Origin of the sequence: Pseudomonas sp. TREG-RG-20F-10-E-6-01, assembly GCF_022662455.1 — a bacterium.
Taxonomy (GTDB): Bacteria; Pseudomonadota; Gammaproteobacteria; order Pseudomonadales; family Pseudomonadaceae; genus Aquipseudomonas.
Map to the genome: position 1 here is coordinate 114,933 of NZ_JAKNQP010000003.1, position 15,524 is coordinate 130,456.

Annotated in this window: 13 protein-coding genes; 1 reads left to right on the forward strand and 12 read right to left on the reverse strand. The window is 63.4% G+C overall.

Translation table 11 applies throughout. From position 1 onward, the window contains the following. The first annotated feature begins 22 nt into the window (after window positions 1–22). A complete protein-coding gene (locus tag L8K08_RS10990) occupies window positions 23–949 on the forward strand; it encodes a glyoxylate/hydroxypyruvate reductase A (RefSeq protein WP_145160758.1) in 927 nt (308 codons plus the stop codon). A 315-nt stretch (window positions 950–1,264) separates the two neighbouring features. Here L8K08_RS10990 and L8K08_RS10995 read toward each other — a convergent pair whose 3' ends face one another. The 12 genes from L8K08_RS10995 to L8K08_RS11050 form a co-directional block, all read right to left on the reverse strand. Then, window positions 1,265–2,350: a tartrate dehydrogenase gene (locus tag L8K08_RS10995; RefSeq protein WP_242196640.1), complete on the reverse strand. Its 1,086-nt coding sequence runs from the start codon at window positions 2,348–2,350 to the stop codon at window positions 1,265–1,267. A gap of 20 nt (window positions 2,351–2,370) precedes the next feature. Beyond that, window positions 2,371–3,831 carry an NAD-dependent succinate-semialdehyde dehydrogenase gene (locus L8K08_RS11000; RefSeq protein ID WP_242196643.1) on the reverse strand — a complete coding sequence of 487 codons (1,461 nt, stop codon included), beginning with the start codon at window positions 3,829–3,831 and terminating at the stop codon, window positions 2,371–2,373. A 117-nt stretch (window positions 3,832–3,948) separates the two neighbouring features. Continuing rightward, window positions 3,949–5,106 (reverse strand): acetylornithine deacetylase, encoded by a 1,158-nt coding sequence (gene argE / locus L8K08_RS11005; RefSeq protein ID WP_242196646.1) that lies wholly within the window; start codon window positions 5,104–5,106, stop codon window positions 3,949–3,951. Then, on the reverse strand, window positions 5,103–6,257 hold the full coding sequence (locus L8K08_RS11010) for an FAD-binding oxidoreductase (protein ID WP_242196649.1): 1,155 nt from the start codon (window positions 6,255–6,257) through the stop codon (window positions 5,103–5,105). Before L8K08_RS11010 ends, argE begins: the two co-directional genes overlap by 4 nt. Continuing rightward, a complete protein-coding gene (locus tag L8K08_RS11015; protein WP_017478863.1) occupies window positions 6,254–7,633 on the reverse strand; it encodes an FAD-dependent oxidoreductase in 1,380 nt (459 codons plus the stop codon). Before L8K08_RS11015 ends, L8K08_RS11010 begins: the two co-directional genes overlap by 4 nt. Next, on the reverse strand, window positions 7,615–7,923 hold the full coding sequence (locus L8K08_RS11020) for a (2Fe-2S)-binding protein (protein WP_242196652.1): 309 nt from the start codon (window positions 7,921–7,923) through the stop codon (window positions 7,615–7,617). Before L8K08_RS11020 ends, L8K08_RS11015 begins: the two co-directional genes overlap by 19 nt. A 2-nt stretch (window positions 7,924–7,925) precedes the next feature. After that, window positions 7,926–9,761, reverse strand: a complete 1,836-nt coding sequence (locus L8K08_RS11025) for an ABC transporter ATP-binding protein (RefSeq protein WP_242196655.1) — start codon at window positions 9,759–9,761, stop codon at window positions 7,926–7,928. A 1-nt stretch (window position 9,762) separates the two neighbouring features. After that, window positions 9,763–10,638: an ABC transporter permease gene (locus tag L8K08_RS11030; protein ID WP_145160744.1), complete on the reverse strand. Its 876-nt coding sequence runs from the start codon at window positions 10,636–10,638 to the stop codon at window positions 9,763–9,765. Continuing rightward, complete coding sequence (locus tag L8K08_RS11035; RefSeq protein ID WP_242196658.1) at window positions 10,635–11,591, reverse strand: ABC transporter permease; 957 nt, start codon at window positions 11,589–11,591, stop codon at window positions 10,635–10,637. The genes L8K08_RS11030 and L8K08_RS11035 overlap by 4 nt, the downstream gene beginning before the upstream one ends. A 13-nt stretch (window positions 11,592–11,604) precedes the next feature. Next, window positions 11,605–13,242 carry an ABC transporter substrate-binding protein gene (locus tag L8K08_RS11040; RefSeq protein ID WP_242196661.1) on the reverse strand — a complete coding sequence of 546 codons (1,638 nt, stop codon included), beginning with the start codon at window positions 13,240–13,242 and terminating at the stop codon, window positions 11,605–11,607. A gap of 95 nt (window positions 13,243–13,337) precedes the next feature. Next, a complete protein-coding gene (locus tag L8K08_RS11045; protein WP_242196664.1) occupies window positions 13,338–14,612 on the reverse strand; it encodes an FAD-binding oxidoreductase in 1,275 nt (424 codons plus the stop codon). Window positions 14,613–14,633: 21 nt separating this feature from the next. Further along, window positions 14,634–15,302 carry a haloacid dehalogenase type II gene (locus L8K08_RS11050; RefSeq protein ID WP_242196667.1) on the reverse strand — a complete coding sequence of 223 codons (669 nt, stop codon included), beginning with the start codon at window positions 15,300–15,302 and terminating at the stop codon, window positions 14,634–14,636. Between the last annotated feature and the right edge of the window lie 222 nt (window positions 15,303–15,524).

Genomic DNA, 15,524 nt, shown 5'->3' on the forward strand with positions numbered 1-15,524 from the left:
CCAAACCCTGCAGGAAATGCCCATGGCCTTGCTCTACAAAGCTGACCCGGTGCGCGGCCAACATTGGCAGGCACTGTTCGCCGCACACGCGCCGCAGATTGAATGGCGCGCCTGGCCCGACATCGGTAATGCCGAAGACGTGGACTACCTGGCCGCCTGGCAGGCGCCCGACAACCTCATGCAATTACTGCCCAACCTGAAAGTGCTGTTTGCTTTGTCGGCCGGGGTCGACCAACTGGACCTCTCCCGCCTCCCGCCCGGCCTGCCCGTGGTGCGCCTGCTCGACCCGGGCATCACCCGCGGCATGTGCGAATACGCCAGTTGGGCGGTGCTCAGCCTGCACCGCGATATGTTGCGCTACCGCCAGCAGCAAGCAGCGCGCTGCTGGCAGGCACACCTGTTGCAACCGGCCGTGAATCGCAGGGTCGGCGTGATGGGCTTGGGCACCCAGGCCCAGCAGATTCTGGCAACGTTGGCGCCGTTGGGGTTTGCGCTGTCGGGCTGGGCGCGCAGCGCTCATCAGTTGCCAGGTGTGGACTGCTACGCCGGTGAACACCAATTGCCGTCGTTTCTCAGCCAGTGCGATATTCTGTTGTGTGTGCTGCCGTTGACCGAGCAGACCCAAGGCATTCTCGACCGGCAGCTGTTTGCACAGTTACCGCGTGGGGCGGCGCTGATCAACATGGGCCGTGGCGGGCACCTGGTGGAGGAAGACTTGCTGGAGGCATTGGGCAGTGGGCAACTGAGCGGTGCAGTGCTGGATGTGCTGCAGGAGGAACCTGCGCCAGCGGATCATCGATTCTGGGATCACCCGCAGATTGTGCTGACGCCCCATATCGCAGCGATGACCCAGCCGGCGAGTGCGTTTGGGGTGTTGCTGGAGAATATCCGGCGTTATGAACGTGGGGAACAGATGGTGGGTGAGGTGGATCGGCGCAAGGGTTATTGACGCGTGGAGGTCCAAATGCGGGAGCACCTGTCTTGATGTGGGAGCCGTCGAGCTTTAGCGAGGCCGCGATAGCGGTGGGTCACGCAACATCGATGTCGATTGTGCCGACGTCATCGCAGCTTCGCTGGGGCTCGGCAGCTGCTACGGTGTTAGTGCCAGGCCGCGCTCCTCCAGCAACCGCACAAAACTGTTCAAACTCGGCGACGCCTTGCACCGGCGCCAGATCAACCGAATGCGGGGGGTCAGCCAAAGATATTTCAACTGCCCCCTGCATTCGCGAGCAAGCCCGCTCCCACATTTTCGAGCTTGCTCGCTTTAGATCTGAAGCCTTTGGGCAATCGCCAGCCCGACATCCTGAGTAGAGCCCTTCCCGCCCAGATCTGGCGTCACCACGCCCTCGGCAATGACCGCCTCAATCGCCCGCAAGATCCCGTCATGGGCCGCCCGATACCGCGCCTCCCCATTGCCAAGGAAATCCAGCATCAACGCCCCCGACCAGATCATCGCTATGGGATTTGCAATGTTCTGCCCATAAATATCCGGCGCCGAACCGTGCACCGGCTCGAACAACGACGGAAAGCGCCGCTCGGGGTCGAGGTTGGCCGAAGGCGCAATACCGATCGTCCCGGCGCACGCCGGCCCGAGGTCGGAGAGGATGTCACCGAACAGGTTCGACGCCACCACCACATCAAACCGGTCCGGTTGCAGCACAAACCGCGCACACAGGATGTCGATGTGCTGCTTGTCCCAGCTCACTTCGGGGTAGTTGGTGGCCATCAATGCGGTGCGCTCATCCCAGTAGGGCATGCTGATGGAAATGCCATTGGACTTGGTCGCCGCCGTGAGCTTTTTGCGCGGGCGGGACTGGGCCAGGTCGAAGGCAAACTTGAGGATGCGGTCGACGCCGCGCCGGGTGAATACCGACTCCTGCAGCACGAATTCATGCTCGGTGCCCTCGAACATCTTGCCGCCCACTGACGAATATTCGCCCTCGGTGTTTTCGCGGATCACCACAAAATCGATGTCCCCCGGCTCGCGCCCGGCCAAGGGGCACGGCACCCCAGGGAACAGCCGCACCGGGCGGATGTTCACATACTGGTCGAAGTCGCGGCGGAACTTGAGCAACGAGCCCCACAGGGAAATATGGTCGGGCACCTTGTCCGGCCAGCCCACGGCGCCGAAGTAAATCGCGTCAAAGCCCTTGAGCTGCTCAAACCAGTCCTCAGGCATCATCTGCCCTTGCTCCAGGTAGTAATCGCAGTGAGCCCAGTCGAGCACCTCGATGCTCAGGTTCAAGTTCCAGAGACTGGCCGCCCGTTCCAGTACCCGCAGCCCTTCGGGCAGCACTTCCTTGCCAATGCCATCGCCGGCAATCGCGGCGATTCTGAATGCCTTGCTCATGGTGCATGCCTCGTGGGAATTCAGTTGAGCCCGCCGATGTGGAAGGCTTTGACTTCAAGGTACTCATCCAGGCCATATTTGCTGCCTTCACGGCCCAGGCCCGATTGTTTGATACCGCCAAACGGCGCCACTTCCATGGAGATGATCCCGGTGTTGAGCCCGACCATGCCGAACTCCAACGCCTCGCCAAAACGCCACGAGCGCTGCAGGTCCTGGGTGAAATAGTAGGCGCCCAGGCCATACGGCGTGGCATTGGCCAGGGCCAGCGCCTCGGCCTCATCCGTAAAGCGCATCAGCGGGGCCACCGGGCCGAAGGTTTCTTCATTGGCCAGCAACATGCCGGCGTGGGTGTCACTCAGCACCGTGGGCTGCACAAACTGGCTGTCACCCGTGGGGATCGCGCCACACAACAGCTTCGCGCCCTGGCTCAGGGCATCGTCGATATGCCGTGCGACCTTGTTCACCGCCGCCAGGTTGATCAGCGGGCCGATGCTCACGCCCTCCTCCAGACCGTTACCGACCTTGAGCTTGCTCACCTCCTCCACCAGGCGCGCGGCGAAACGCGCGTAGATACCGGCCTGTACCAAGATGCGGTTGGCGCACACGCAGGTTTGCCCGGCATTGCGGAACTTGCTGAGCATCACCCCGGCCACGGCCTTCTCCAGGTCGGCGTCGTCAAATACGACAAACGGCGCATTGCCGCCCAGCTCCAGGCTCAGGCGCTTGATGTGCTCGGCGCTCTGGCGCATCAGCAAGCGGCCAACGGCGGTGGAACCGGTAAAGGAGATCTTGCGCACCGCCGGGTTGCCGGTCAGCGCCTCGCCGATGCCGGCAGGCAACCCGGTGATCACGTTGAACACCCCGGCCGGAATGCCGACTCGCTCAGCCAGCACCGCCAGGGCCAATGCCGACAACGGGGTAAGATCCGACGGCTTGACGATGATCGGGCAACCAGCGGCTAACGCCGGTGCGCATTTGCGGGTGATCATCGCGTTGGGGAAGTTCCACGGCGTAATGGCAGCGCACACGCCCACCGGCTGTTTGAGGGTCAGCAGGCGTCGGTCGCCGCTGGGCGCCGGCATGGTTTCGCCATAGACCCGGCGCGCTTCCTCGGCGAACCATTTGACGAAACCGGCACCGTAGCGAATCTCGCCCTTGGCTTCAGCGAGCGGCTTGCCCTGTTCCCAGGTCATGATCAGCGCCAGGTCATCGAGGTTGTCGAGCATGGCCTGGAACCAACGTTCCAGCAGTGCCGCACGCTCTGCTGCCGGGCGTGCGCGCCAGGCGGGCCAGGCCCTTTCGGCGGCGGCGATGGCGCGGTGGGTATCCACGGCGTCCATGGCCGGCACCCGCGCCAGCAGGTGGCCGGTGGCAGGGTCGCGGATGTCCAGGGTGGCGCCGCTGTCGGCAGCGATCCACTGGCCATCCACATAGGCGAGTTCAGCCAGGAGGCTGGGGTCTTGCAAGCGATTATTGAGCATGGTCGAGTCCTGATCCGAGACACGCTCCAGTCTAGGGAGGTGCCGCGAATCAGGATGCCGAAAGCGCAGATTAAGCAGCGTCCCGTGCTGAAATTGGCCCCAGGACGGCAGGCTCTGCTAGGCCGTAAGCGAACCCAGCAAACCTTGCAAAAAGCGCTCACCGGCGTCCATTTGGCTGATCTCGATAAACTCGTCGGGCTTGTGCGCCTGCTCGATCGAACCCGGCCCGCACACCACCACCGGCACATCCAGGCGCTGCTTGAACAGGCCGCCCTCGGTACCGAACGAGACCTTGGAAGTGCCGGTGCCTGGCGCGGCGAATTGCTTGAGAAAACGCACGGCTTCTACACTGGGGTGGGTGTCGAGGCCGGGATACACGTTAACGGTTTCGATCTCGATGGCCGCCACGCTGGACAACTTCTGTGCCTCGCGCACGATCACTTCAGCGCGCTCGCGCATCTGCTCCAGGAATTGCTCCAGATCGTCGGCCGGCAGGTTGCGCACTTCGAAATCCAGGGTGCACAGGTTAGGCACGATATTCAGCGCCTTGCCGCCGATGATCTGCCCCACATGCACGGTGCTGTAGGGCACGTCGTAGTCGCTGTCCTGTGCGCCATGGCGTTGCAGTTGCTGCTGGCTCTCGCGCAGGGCAGCGATAAAGTCGCACGCCACATGAATCGCATTGACCGAGCGTGGCGCCAGGGACGAATGGGCTTCCTGGCCCCGGCAATACGTGCGGTAAGAGCCCTTGCCCTTGTGGCCCAGCACAAACTGCATGTTGGTGGGTTCTCCGATCACGCACAGAAACGGCCGCACCGGCGCCAGGTGCAGCACGTCGAGCAGGCGCCGTACGCCGACGCAACCGATCTCTTCGTCATGGGAAAGGGCCAGTTGCAGCGGGCGGTTCAGGCGGTGGTCGGCGGCATCCAGCATGGCGTCGATGGCCAGGGCGATAAAGCCCTTCATGTCGCAACTGCCGCGCCCATAGATGCGCCCGTTCTGCACGGTGGCGGCGAAGGCGGGAAAGGTCCAGGCCTGCCCCGCTGCCGGTACCACGTCGGTGTGCCCGGACAGCAACACTCCTGGCTGCTCCTTGGGCCCGGTGCTGGCGAACAGGTTGGCCTTCTTGCCGCTCTGGTCTTTGACGATCAGCGACTCGATGCCTTTGGTCAGCAGCAGGTCGCGCACGTAGTCGATCAGGGCCAGGTTGGATTCCGACGACACGGTGTCGAAAGCCATCAGCTGTTTGAGAATCTCGAGAACCCGGGGTTTCATGAGGCTTGGCTCCGTTGCTCGACAGGTGGGGCGAACCGGGAGATGGAGAACGGTTCGATCGGGGTACTGGTGCTCCCGGTGCCAAGCAGTTCGGCCATCACATCGCCGACGCCCGGGCCGAGCTGGAAGCCGTGGCCGCAAAAACCGAAGGCATAAAACAGGCCGTCGACGGTGCCGCTGGCGCCCATCACCGGCAGCGAGTCCGGCAGGTAGCCCTCGATGCCGCTCCACACGCGGATGATATTCAGGTTACCCACGCCCGGCAGCAGGCGGCGCATCTGGCTGACTTGGTTGAGGATGCTGCGCGGTTCCACATAGGCACGGCGGTTGAGCATGTCGGGCTTGCTACGGTAACCGCCGCCGATGACGATATTGCCCCGGGGAATCTGACGGAAGTAGATCACTTCTTCCGGGATCTTGGTGTAGACGCCGATCACTGTCGGCAATGCGTAGGGCACCGGCTCGGTCACCGCCATTTGCGGGCCGTGGGTGTCCAGCGGTACCGGTTCACCGAACTGCGCCGAGAGTTTCTGACCCCAGGCGCCGGCGGTGATCAACAGTTGCGCGGCGTGGAACTGGCGACCGTCGGTGGTGGAGACATGAAAGTCAGCGCCGACCTTCTGCACCTCAGCGACTTCAGTGCGTTCTTCAATTTGCGCCCCCAGGCGTCGTGCAGCCCGGGCAAAGGCTGGTGCGGCCAGGCGCGGGTTGGCGTGGCCATCGTGGGGCGCATAGGAGCCGCCCTTGACGTCCGGGCCGAGGAAGCCGAAGCGTTGATGCAGCTCGGCGCCACGATAAATTTTCAGGTCCAGCTGTTCAGCTTCCGGCGCGGCCGCGTAGGCTTCCAGCTCGGCGATTTCATCTTCGCGATAACACACGCGCATGTGGCCACTGGGAATGAACTCCAGGTCATCATCGATCAGCTCCGGCAGGCGCTTCCACAGCGCCCAGGAGCGGTTGGCCAGGGCCAGTTGACCAAGGAAGCGCCCTTGCCGGCGCACGTTGCCGAAGTTGACGCCACTGGCGTACTGGCCGATCTGGTCGCGCTCCAGCAGGATCACCGACAGCCCGCGACGCCGCAGAAAAAACGCGGTGGCCGAGCCCATCACGCCGCCACCGACAATCACTACATCGGCTTTTTGTACACTCATGAAGGCACCTCCTCGGTGATCAGCATCGACAAGGGTTTGACCGGCGCCTGGCCGCGCTGGCGCCCCACCTCCTGGACCTGCACGCCGGCAGCGGCGGCGATCACTTCAGCCCCGGCTTGGGAGCAATAACGCCCCTGGCAACGGCCCATGCCCACGCGGCTGAACGCCTTGGCGCGATTGACCTCGCAGGCGCCCTTCTCCTTCACCGTGCGGCGCAACTCGCCGGCACTGATCATCTCGCAGCGGCACACGATGGCGCTGTCTGGCAGGGCCCTGGCCTGTTCACTGGGCCAAGGGAACGCCTGGGCCAGGCCGAGGCGGAACTGGTCCATCACTGCCAAGGCCTGTTGTTGTTCATCACGCAAGCCGGTGTCCACCGGTTGTTGCTGGTCTTCCAGCAGTGCCAACGCCACCAGGCGCCCGGCGTGCTCGGCGGCATCCGCGCCGCGAATCTTCGAACCGTCACCGGCTGCATACACGCCCTTCACCGAGGTGCGTCCGGCGTCATCGGTGGCCAGCCACCATTGGCTGGAGGCTTGATCAAACGCCATGGCGCACCCGGCCAGATCACCCAATTGCGTCTCGGGGCGCAGGTGATAACCCAGCGCAACGGCGTCCGCCTGCACCGTGACCACCCGCCCACTGCCCGTGGTGAACCGCACGCCCATTACACCCTTGGCGGCGTCGCCCATGACTTGCAGCGGCTTGATCCCCAGGTGCACCGCCACCTTGGCACGGTACAGTTGCGCCAGCAGCTTGATCCCGGTGAACAGCACGCCAGGCCGCGCCAACAGTTTGGGCATGGCTTTCAGGCGCAGGCTCAGTGGCGAGGTATCAAGCACGGCCGCCACCTCGGCGCCGGCCTTCACGTATTGGCTGGCAACCAGGTACAGCAACGGCCCGCTGCCCATGAACACCACGCGATGACCGATGGACACGGCCTGGTTTTTCAAGGCGATCTGCGCCCCGCCCAAGCTATAGGTGCCCGCCAGTTGCCAACCCTCGACAGGCATCAAGCGGTCGGTGGCGCCGGTGCACAGGATCAGCGCGTCATACTCCACGGTGGTATGGCGGCCCTGGCTCACGCAGCACAGTTGCCCCGGCGTGAGGTTCCACACCAGGGTGTCGGGGCGGTAGTCAATGGCGCCGCGCAGGCGATCGAAACTCTGGTGCAGGTCCTGGGCCTTGGCGGCCTCGCTGCCGTACAAGGTGGTGTAGTCGCGGGTGAACCCGTCTGGCTGGCGGCGGTAGATCTGGCCACCGTCACGGCGATTTTCATCAATCAGGATCGGCTTTATACCCGCCGCCAACAGGGTTTCGGCGCAGCGCACCCCGGCAGGTCCGGCGCCCACAATAACTACCCGTGCAGTGGCCATGTCGCCTCCGGTTGTGTGGTAACGATGTCCAGCCCGTCACGGACTTCATTGGAGCAGGCACGCAGGCGTTCACCGCTGCGGGTCCATACCCAGCAGTCCTGGCACGCGCCCATCAGGCAGAAACCGGCGCGGCGCCCGCTGTCGAATTCCGACTGGCGCAGCGCATTGCCCTGGGTCAGCAGCGCCACCATCAAGGTGTCGCCGTGCAAGGCCTCGATGGCTGCACCATCCACGGTCAGGCTGACCGTCGGCCGGCCCTGTTCGGCCAACCTCACAAAACGCCCCTTCATGCCTAGGCTCCCAAGCTGGTGGTGGTGACGCCCCGCTGGGTATTCAGCAACTGGGCGCTGTCGTGATGGCAAAGGATTTCACCGCCGTTGTCGAGGGCTCGGCGACTCGGCGCAGTGCGGTTGCACAGGCCGTCGACGCGTACCGGGCAGCGATTGAGGAAGGTGCACAGCTCCGGCACATTGGCCCGCTCGCCAATCGCTGGCAGCGTTTCGCACGTGGTGCCGCAGGTTTCCAGCCAGCCCTGGCGCAACTCGGGCACCGAGTGAATCAGCAGGTCGGTGTAGGGGTGGAACGGTGGCTCGGCAAACGACTGGCGGTTGCCGGCCTGCACCTTGTGGCCGCTGTACATCACCACAATGTCATCGCACAACGCACGCACGGTGGAGATGTCATGGCTGATAAACAGGTACGACACCCCCAGTTGCTGGCGCAGGTCCCGCAGCAGTTCGAGGATCGCCGCGCCCACCACCGTGTCGAGGGCCGAGGTCACTTCATCACACAGGATCAGGTCGGGCTTGGCCGCCAGCGCGCGGGCCAGATTGACCCGCTGCTTTTGCCCGCCGGACAGCTCGTTGGGACGACGTTCAGCCAGGGTGCGCGGCAGGCGCACCAGGTCCAGCAACTCACCGACGCGCGCCTTCAAGGCAGCGCCCTTGAGACCGAAATACATCTTCAGCGGGCGGCTGAGGATGGTCGCCACGCTGTGCATCGGGTTAAGCGCGGTGTCGGCGTTCTGGAACACCATCTGGATCCGCCGGAACTGCTCCGGCGTGCGCTCAGACAGGTGGCCGCCCAGCGGCTGGCCATCGAACGTCAGCCCCCCCAGGGCCGGGGTCAACAGCCCCGCGACCACACGCGCCAAGGTGGACTTGCCGGAGCCCGACTCACCGATCACACCGATGGCCTGGCCACGACGCACGGTCAGGTCGATATCTTCCAGCACCCGAATCGCCGGCATGCCTTGCATGTTCTTGTTGCCGTAGCCGGCGGTGAGGCCGCTGATGGTCAGCAGCGGCACGTCTTCGGCAATCCCGCTGGGCGGGCGGATGGTCGTGTCGGGCCGTGCGGCGGCCAGCAAACTGCGGGTGTATTCGTGGGCAGGGGTCTTGAGCAGCGGCGCGGTGGCGCTCTGTTCGAGGATTTGCCCAGCGTTGAGCACCACGATCTGGTCGGCCATTTGCGCAACCACCGCCAGGTCGTGGGACACATACACCGCCGTGGCGCCACGCTCGCGCACCACGCGTTTGAACGCGCGCAACACATCGATCTGGGTGGTCACGTCCAGGGCCGTGGTCGGCTCGTCGAGTACGACCAGCACCGGGTCGCTGATCAGCGCCATCGCCGCCATCACCCGCTGCAGTTGCCCGCCGGAGACTTGATGCGGGTAACGCCGGCCAATGCGTTCGGGATTGGGCAGGGCCAGGTCGCGAAACAAGCCGATGGCCTTGGCTTCCAGCTCGACCCGGGTGCCCAGGCCATGAATCAACGCGCCTTCCACCACTTGGTCGATGAGTTTCTTGGCCGGGTTGAAAGCCGCTGCGGCGCTTTGGGCGATATAGGACACGCGATTGCCGCGCAGGCCCTGCAGCTGTTTTTCGCTCAAGGCGAGCATGTCGTGTTCACCGACCTGCACCACCCCGCCGGACAGGCGACAGCCGCGCCGTGCATAGCCGAGCAACGCCAGGGCGATGGTGGTCTTGCCCGAGCCGGACTCGCCAATCAGCGCCAGCACTTCACCTTTTTCAAGGGAAAAGCTCACGCCTTTGACGATTTCCACCTCGCCGCGCTCGTCTCCAGCAACGACACGCAGGTCTTCGACGCGAATCAATTGGGTCATTTCAATGGCCTCCCGTGCGTCGACTGCGTCGTGATGACAAGTAATCAATCAGCAGATTCACACCGATGGTCAGCGTGCCAATGGCCAACGCCGGAATGATGATGGCCAGCGCACCCTGATTGAGGCCGCCGATGTTTTCGCGCACCAGCGAGCCGAGGTCGGCGTCTGGCGGTTGTACGCCGAGGCCGAGAAAACTCATGCCGCTGAGCAACAGCACGATGTAGCCGAACCGCAGGCCCAGGTCGGTCAATACCGGGTTGAGTATATTCGGCAGGATTTCCATGCACGCCACGTACAAACGGCCTTCGCCGCGAGTGCGCGCAACCTGCACGTACTCCAGGGCCTCGATATTGACCGCCATGCTGCGGGCGACGCGGAACGAGCCTGGGATATAACTGATAACCGCCGTGCAGATCAGCAGCGTCACTGACGAGCCAAACGCCGAGACCATGATCAGCGCAAGCATTTTGCTTGGGATCGAGATAAAGGCATCCATGATGCGGCTGATGATCTCGTCCAGCCACTTGGGCGAGACCACTGACAGCAGCGCACACCCGGTGCCGAAGGTGCTGGCCAACAGCGCCGCCACCAGCGCCAGCCCGACGGTGAATCGCGCGCCTACCAATACCCGGCTGAGCATGTCACGCCCCAGGTAGTCGGTGCCGAACGGATGAGTGAGGCTGAAGCCTTCGAAGATGTTATCGGACACCACTTCACCCACCGGGTGGGGTGCCAGCCAGGGGCCGAACAGCGCCACCAGCAACCAGACGACGCACACAACGGCGCCCACCAGCCCCAACCACGACGGGCCGCTGGAAACCTTGGCAAGGGCCAGCGCGGAAGACACAGGCTTGGATTTCGCAATGACCGGGTTCATTGGTTTCTCAGCCTCGGATTGGACAGGATTGCGCACAGGTCGGCGATCAGCACCAACCCCAGGTAGGCCGCGCAGAACAACATGGTGCACGCTTGTACCAGCGCCATGTCACGGTTGGTCACGGCATCGACCATCAAGCTGGCAATGCCGGGATAATTGAAGATGGTTTCGACGATCACCACCCCGCCCAGCAGGTAGGACAGGCTGAGGGCGATGGCATTTGCGATCGGCCCGATCGCATTGGGCAGGGCATGGCGCAGCACAATGCGAATGGGGCTGACGCCTTTGAGTCGGGCCATTTCCACGTAGGCGCTGTCGAGCTGGTCGATCACCGCGGCGCGGGTCATGCGGGCCATTTGCGCGACGATCACGCAGCACAGCGTCATCACCGGCAAGGCATAGGTACGCATGAATTGCAGCGGTGAGGTGATGTCGCTGGCGTAAGACAGTGCCGACAACCAGCCGAGGTTGACCGCGAAAATCAGCACCGCCAGGGTTGCCACCAGAAACTCCGGCACCGCGACCATCGCCAGGGTAATAAAGCTCAGGCAGCTGTCGATGCGCCCGCCACGGCCCATCGCCGAGCCGATACCCAGTACCAGTGCCACCGGCACCGAGACCAGCGCCGTGGCGCCCGCCAGCATCAGGGTGTTGGGCACCCGGCCCGCCATCAGTTCACCCACCGGCATGGCGTTGGACACTGACACGCCCAGGTCGCCGGTGAGCAGGCTCATCAACCAGTGCAAATAACGCAATACACCGGGCTGGTCCAGCCCCAGCTTCAGGCGCAGTGCCGCCACCTGCTCAGGGGTCGCGAACTGGCCGAGGGATTGCTGCGCCGCGTCCCCCGGCAGCACCGCCGTGATCGCAAACACGACCATGGACACAATCAACAAGGTCACGGCCCCGGCGCCGAAACGCCGGGCGATCAACCACAGTGTATTGCCATTCATCGCACTGCCCTCCTCACGCGTCCAACCACACCTGCTCGGCAAACATGTAGCCCATGAAACCGCCCAGCGGGTTGGTGCCGTATCCCTTGACGCGCTGGTCCACGCCGTCAATGTTGCTGATGAACACCGGCACGCCGATACCGCAGTGGTCGTGCACCAGGGTCTGCATGTCGCCATACATTTTGGCGCGCTTGGCGTCATCGTTTTCGCCACGGGCCAGCATCAACAGCTGGTCGAACTGATCGTTCTGCCAGCCGGATTCGTTCCACGGCGCCTTGGACTGGAAGAACTGCGAGAACATCACGTCGGCATTCGGCCGAGGGTTGATGTTGCCGAAGCTCAACGGGTGCTTCATCCAGTGGTTGGACCAGTAGCCGTCGCTCGGCAGGCGGTTCACGTCCAGCTTGAGCCCGGCCTGTTTCGCCGATTGCTGCAACAGCACGGCGATGTCCACCGAACCGGTGGCGGCAGGCGATGCCATGACCGGCATGGTGATGCTTTCCATGCCGGCTTTCTTCAGCAGGAACCTGGCTTTTTCCGGGTCGTAGACCGTCTGCGGCAGATCGGCGTTGAAGTAACGCGAACCCGGCGCGATCGGGTGGTCGTTGCCCACCACGGCAAACCCACGGAACACCGCAGACTTGACCTGCTCACGGTCGAGCAGCAGCTTCATGGCCTGGGTGAATTCCGGGCTTTTGCCGGGTAACTGGTCCTGGCGAATGATCAAGTCAGTGTAGTTGCCCGACGGCGCATCCACGACTCGGTGCTTGGTACTCGCGGCGATGCGCGTGGTGGAACGCGGGTTGACCTCGTTGATCATGTGCACGTCGCCCGACAGCAACGCGTTGACCCGCGATGGCTCGTCGGCGATGGCAATGAACTCGATCTCGTCGAGGTACGGCAAGCCCGGTTTCCAGTAGTTCTTGTTGCGCACGGCAATCGAGCGCACACCCGGCTTGAACTCACCGACAGTGAACGGGCCGGTGCCGATGCCTTTGTTGAAGTCGGTGGTGCCCTCGGGAACGATCAACAAGTGCGACACGGCGAGGATCGAAGGCAACTCGGCGTTGGGCGCGCTAAGGCGAATTTGCACCTCGTTCGGCCCGCTGGCCTTGATCTCGGCGAACTGCTCCATCAGCGGCATGACTTTGGAGCCGGTAAGCGGGTCTTTGTGGCGGTTCAGGGAGAACACCACGTCGGCGGCGGTCAGGGCCTTGCCATTGTGAAAGGTCACGTCTTTGCGCAGGGTGATGGTCCACACCGTGGCGTCGGTATTGTCGATGCGCTCAGCCAGTTCCAGTTGCGGCACCAGGTGCTTATCGAAACGGGTCAGGCCGTTGTAGAACATGTACTGGCGTGCATAGTCGGTGGACAGCGCGCCCTTGGCCGGGTCGAGGGTGTCGGCGGTGGAGCTGGACATGCCGGCCACGCGGATCTTGCCGCCCGGCTTGCCTTTGCCCTCGGTGGCCGCTTCATCGGCGAACAATTTGCCGGCGGCACCGAACAGGCTGCCCGCACAAGCGGCGGCGACGCCCGCAACGCCGAGCATTTGCAGGGCATTGCGGCGCGACATGCCACGGTTGAGACTTTCGAACACCCGCAGGCTTTCCTGGCCGGAGATGAGCTCGGGTGTGTTTTTGTTGTCAGTCATAGCAAGGCTACCTGTCGATAATCGGAAGAATCGAGTGCTCACGGATGTCCGGAGCGTCCTGGAAACGCAAACGACGGTCACGCAACAACGGCAACTCAGTGCAAATAGTCCTGGAAACGGTAATAGGCGCCCACGAACGGCAGGAACCAGGGTTTGCCGAAATGCCCGGGAATCGCCGGCCATTCCAGTTCACCCCACGGGTTGGCCGCCGCGTTGCCCGCCATGACGTCAGCCATGACCTGGCCCATGTGCACGGACATCTGCACGCCATGGCCGCTATAGCCCATGGAATGGAACACGCCGCCGTGCTGGCCGGCGCGGGGCAGGCGGTCGGACGTCATGTCCACCAGGCCGCCCCAGCAGTAGTCGATCTTCACGTGCGCCAACTGCGGGAACATGTTCAGCATCGCCGCCTGCAGCACCTTGCCGCTCTTGGCGTCGGAGACGCTGTCAGACATGGCAAACCGGGCACGCCCGCCAAACAGCAGGCGGTTGTCCGGGGTCAAGCGAAAATAGTTGCCGATCATGCGGCTGGTCACGTAGGCGCGGCGCAGCGGCAGCAACTGATCGATCAACGCTTGGGGCAAGACTTCGGTGACGATGACAAAACTGCCCACCGGCACAATGCGCCGACGGTACCAACCGAGGTCGCCATGCTGGCAGGCGCCGGTGGCCAGCAGCACTTGCCCGGCGTGCAGCGAGCCTTTGGCGGTATTGACCTGATAGCCACCGGCCTGGGCCTTCCAATCCTTGACGGTAGTGTGCTCGTAGATCATCGCGCCGCGCCGCGCGGCCGCCTCGGCCAGGCCAACCCCGAAGCGACCGACATGCATCTGCACGCCGTTGCGCTGCAGCAAGCCGCCGTGGAACTGGGTCGAGTTGACTTCTGCACGGGTCTGTTCGGCGCTGAGCAACGCGACATCGGCATCCACCTCCTGGCGGATCAGCTCACAGGTGCGGGCCAGGCCTTCGTAATGCAGGGGCTTGGCCGCCAGCTTGAGCTTGCCGTTGCGCACCAGGTCGCAGGCAATCCCTTCCTGCTCGACCAACGAAACGACGGTCTGCACCGCGCTTTCATAGGCCTGGTAATAGGCGCGCGCCTTGGCGGCACCGAGGCTGGCGTGCAGCCCGGCATAATCCTGGGCCACGCCGGTGTTGCATTGGCCACCGTTGCGCCCAGAGGCCTCGCCGATCAAACGGCCGGCGTCGAGCACCACCACACTCGCCCCTTTGCTCGCCAACGCACGCGCCGCCGCCAGGCCAGTGAAGCCACCACCTACCACAGCCACATCGACCTGCCCGGGCAAGCTGCCCAGTTGGGCACCGGTGAACGCCGGTGCGGTGTCGAGCCAATAGGATTCACTGCCCATGCTTTACCCCTTGGTGTGCTGTTACAGACCGACCAACGCTGGCAGCCCACCGATATCGGTGATCTGCTGGTAACCGTAAAACGCATTGCCTGGCACTTCGTGGCCACGGGCAACGAACGCTTTGTTTTTGATCTTCATGTCATGGGCCGGCATCAGGTCATAACGGAAGCTGGAAGACACATGCAAGATGTCGTCCGGGCCGCAACCCAGGTTATCGAGCATGAATTCGAAGGCGGCCAGGCGCGGCTTGTAGGCCTGGGCCTGTTCGGCAGTGAATACTTTGTGGAATGGCGCGCCGAGCTTGTCGACGTTGGACATGATCTGGCTGTCGCTGGCATTGGAGAAGATAACCAGGGGAATCTTGTCGGCAATCTTCGACAGGCCGGCCGGCACGTCCGCGTGGGGGCCCCAGGTCGGCACGGCGTCGTAATACAGCTGGCCTTCCTCGCGATACTCGATACCCCAGCGCTTGCAGGTACGGGCCAGGGCGGTCTTGAGAATTTCGTCGTAGGGGCGCCAGTCGCCCATAACCTGGTCGAGGCGGTAGGCCGAGAAGTCCTTGACGAATTGGTCCATCTGCTCAGGGGTGACACGATCGGCGAAGAGCTCGCGGGTCATGGTGCCCATATGAAAGTTGGTCAGCGTACCGTAGCAGTCGAACGTAATGAATTTGGGACGAAGAAAGCTCATGGAGTGCAGTCCTGAAGTTCGTTGAGTGTGACAAGCGTTCACTGCCCTGGCGGCGGCTCCGCCTCGTTGCAGCACAGGTTCATTACACCACTGTGAAATCAGCATATGCCGTCTAAAAAGACCTTCGCTCAATACAAACCACCGTTTTGGTGGCCGGGCTCAGCAGACTTTGCGGTGCGCGCCAGGCTTGGGCAGGGCCTGTGTTTGTGCGCTTTTTGGGGG

Bases quoted from the DNA above. Each gene is read 5' to 3' on its own strand.
- L8K08_RS11050 (WP_242196667.1), bottom strand. From the start codon at position 15,302: ATGAGCTTTCTTCGTCCCAAATTCATTACGTTCGACTGCTACGGTACG.
- argE (WP_242196646.1), bottom strand. From the start codon at position 5,106: ATGAAACCCCGGGTTCTCGAGATTCTCAAACAGCTGATGGCTTTCGAC.
- L8K08_RS11015 (WP_017478863.1), bottom strand. From the start codon at position 7,633: ATGGCCACTGCACGGGTAGTTATTGTGGGCGCCGGACCTGCCGGGGTG.
- L8K08_RS11040 (WP_242196661.1), bottom strand. From the start codon at position 13,242: ATGACTGACAACAAAAACACACCCGAGCTCATCTCCGGCCAGGAAAGC.
- L8K08_RS11035 (WP_242196658.1), bottom strand. From the start codon at position 11,591: ATGAATGGCAATACACTGTGGTTGATCGCCCGGCGTTTCGGCGCCGGG.
- L8K08_RS10995 (WP_242196640.1), bottom strand. From the start codon at position 2,350: ATGAGCAAGGCATTCAGAATCGCCGCGATTGCCGGCGATGGCATTGGC.
- L8K08_RS11025 (WP_242196655.1), bottom strand. From the start codon at position 9,761: ATGACCCAATTGATTCGCGTCGAAGACCTGCGTGTCGTTGCTGGAGAC.
- L8K08_RS11020 (WP_242196652.1), bottom strand. From the start codon at position 7,923: ATGAAGGGGCGTTTTGTGAGGTTGGCCGAACAGGGCCGGCCGACGGTC.
- L8K08_RS10990 (WP_145160758.1), top strand. From the start codon at position 23: ATGGCCTTGCTCTACAAAGCTGACCCGGTGCGCGGCCAACATTGGCAG.
- L8K08_RS11000 (WP_242196643.1), bottom strand. From the start codon at position 3,831: ATGCTCAATAATCGCTTGCAAGACCCCAGCCTCCTGGCTGAACTCGCC.
- L8K08_RS11045 (WP_242196664.1), bottom strand. From the start codon at position 14,612: ATGGGCAGTGAATCCTATTGGCTCGACACCGCACCGGCGTTCACCGGT.
- L8K08_RS11030 (WP_145160744.1), bottom strand. From the start codon at position 10,638: ATGAACCCGGTCATTGCGAAATCCAAGCCTGTGTCTTCCGCGCTGGCC.
- L8K08_RS11010 (WP_242196649.1), bottom strand. From the start codon at position 6,257: ATGAGTGTACAAAAAGCCGATGTAGTGATTGTCGGTGGCGGCGTGATG.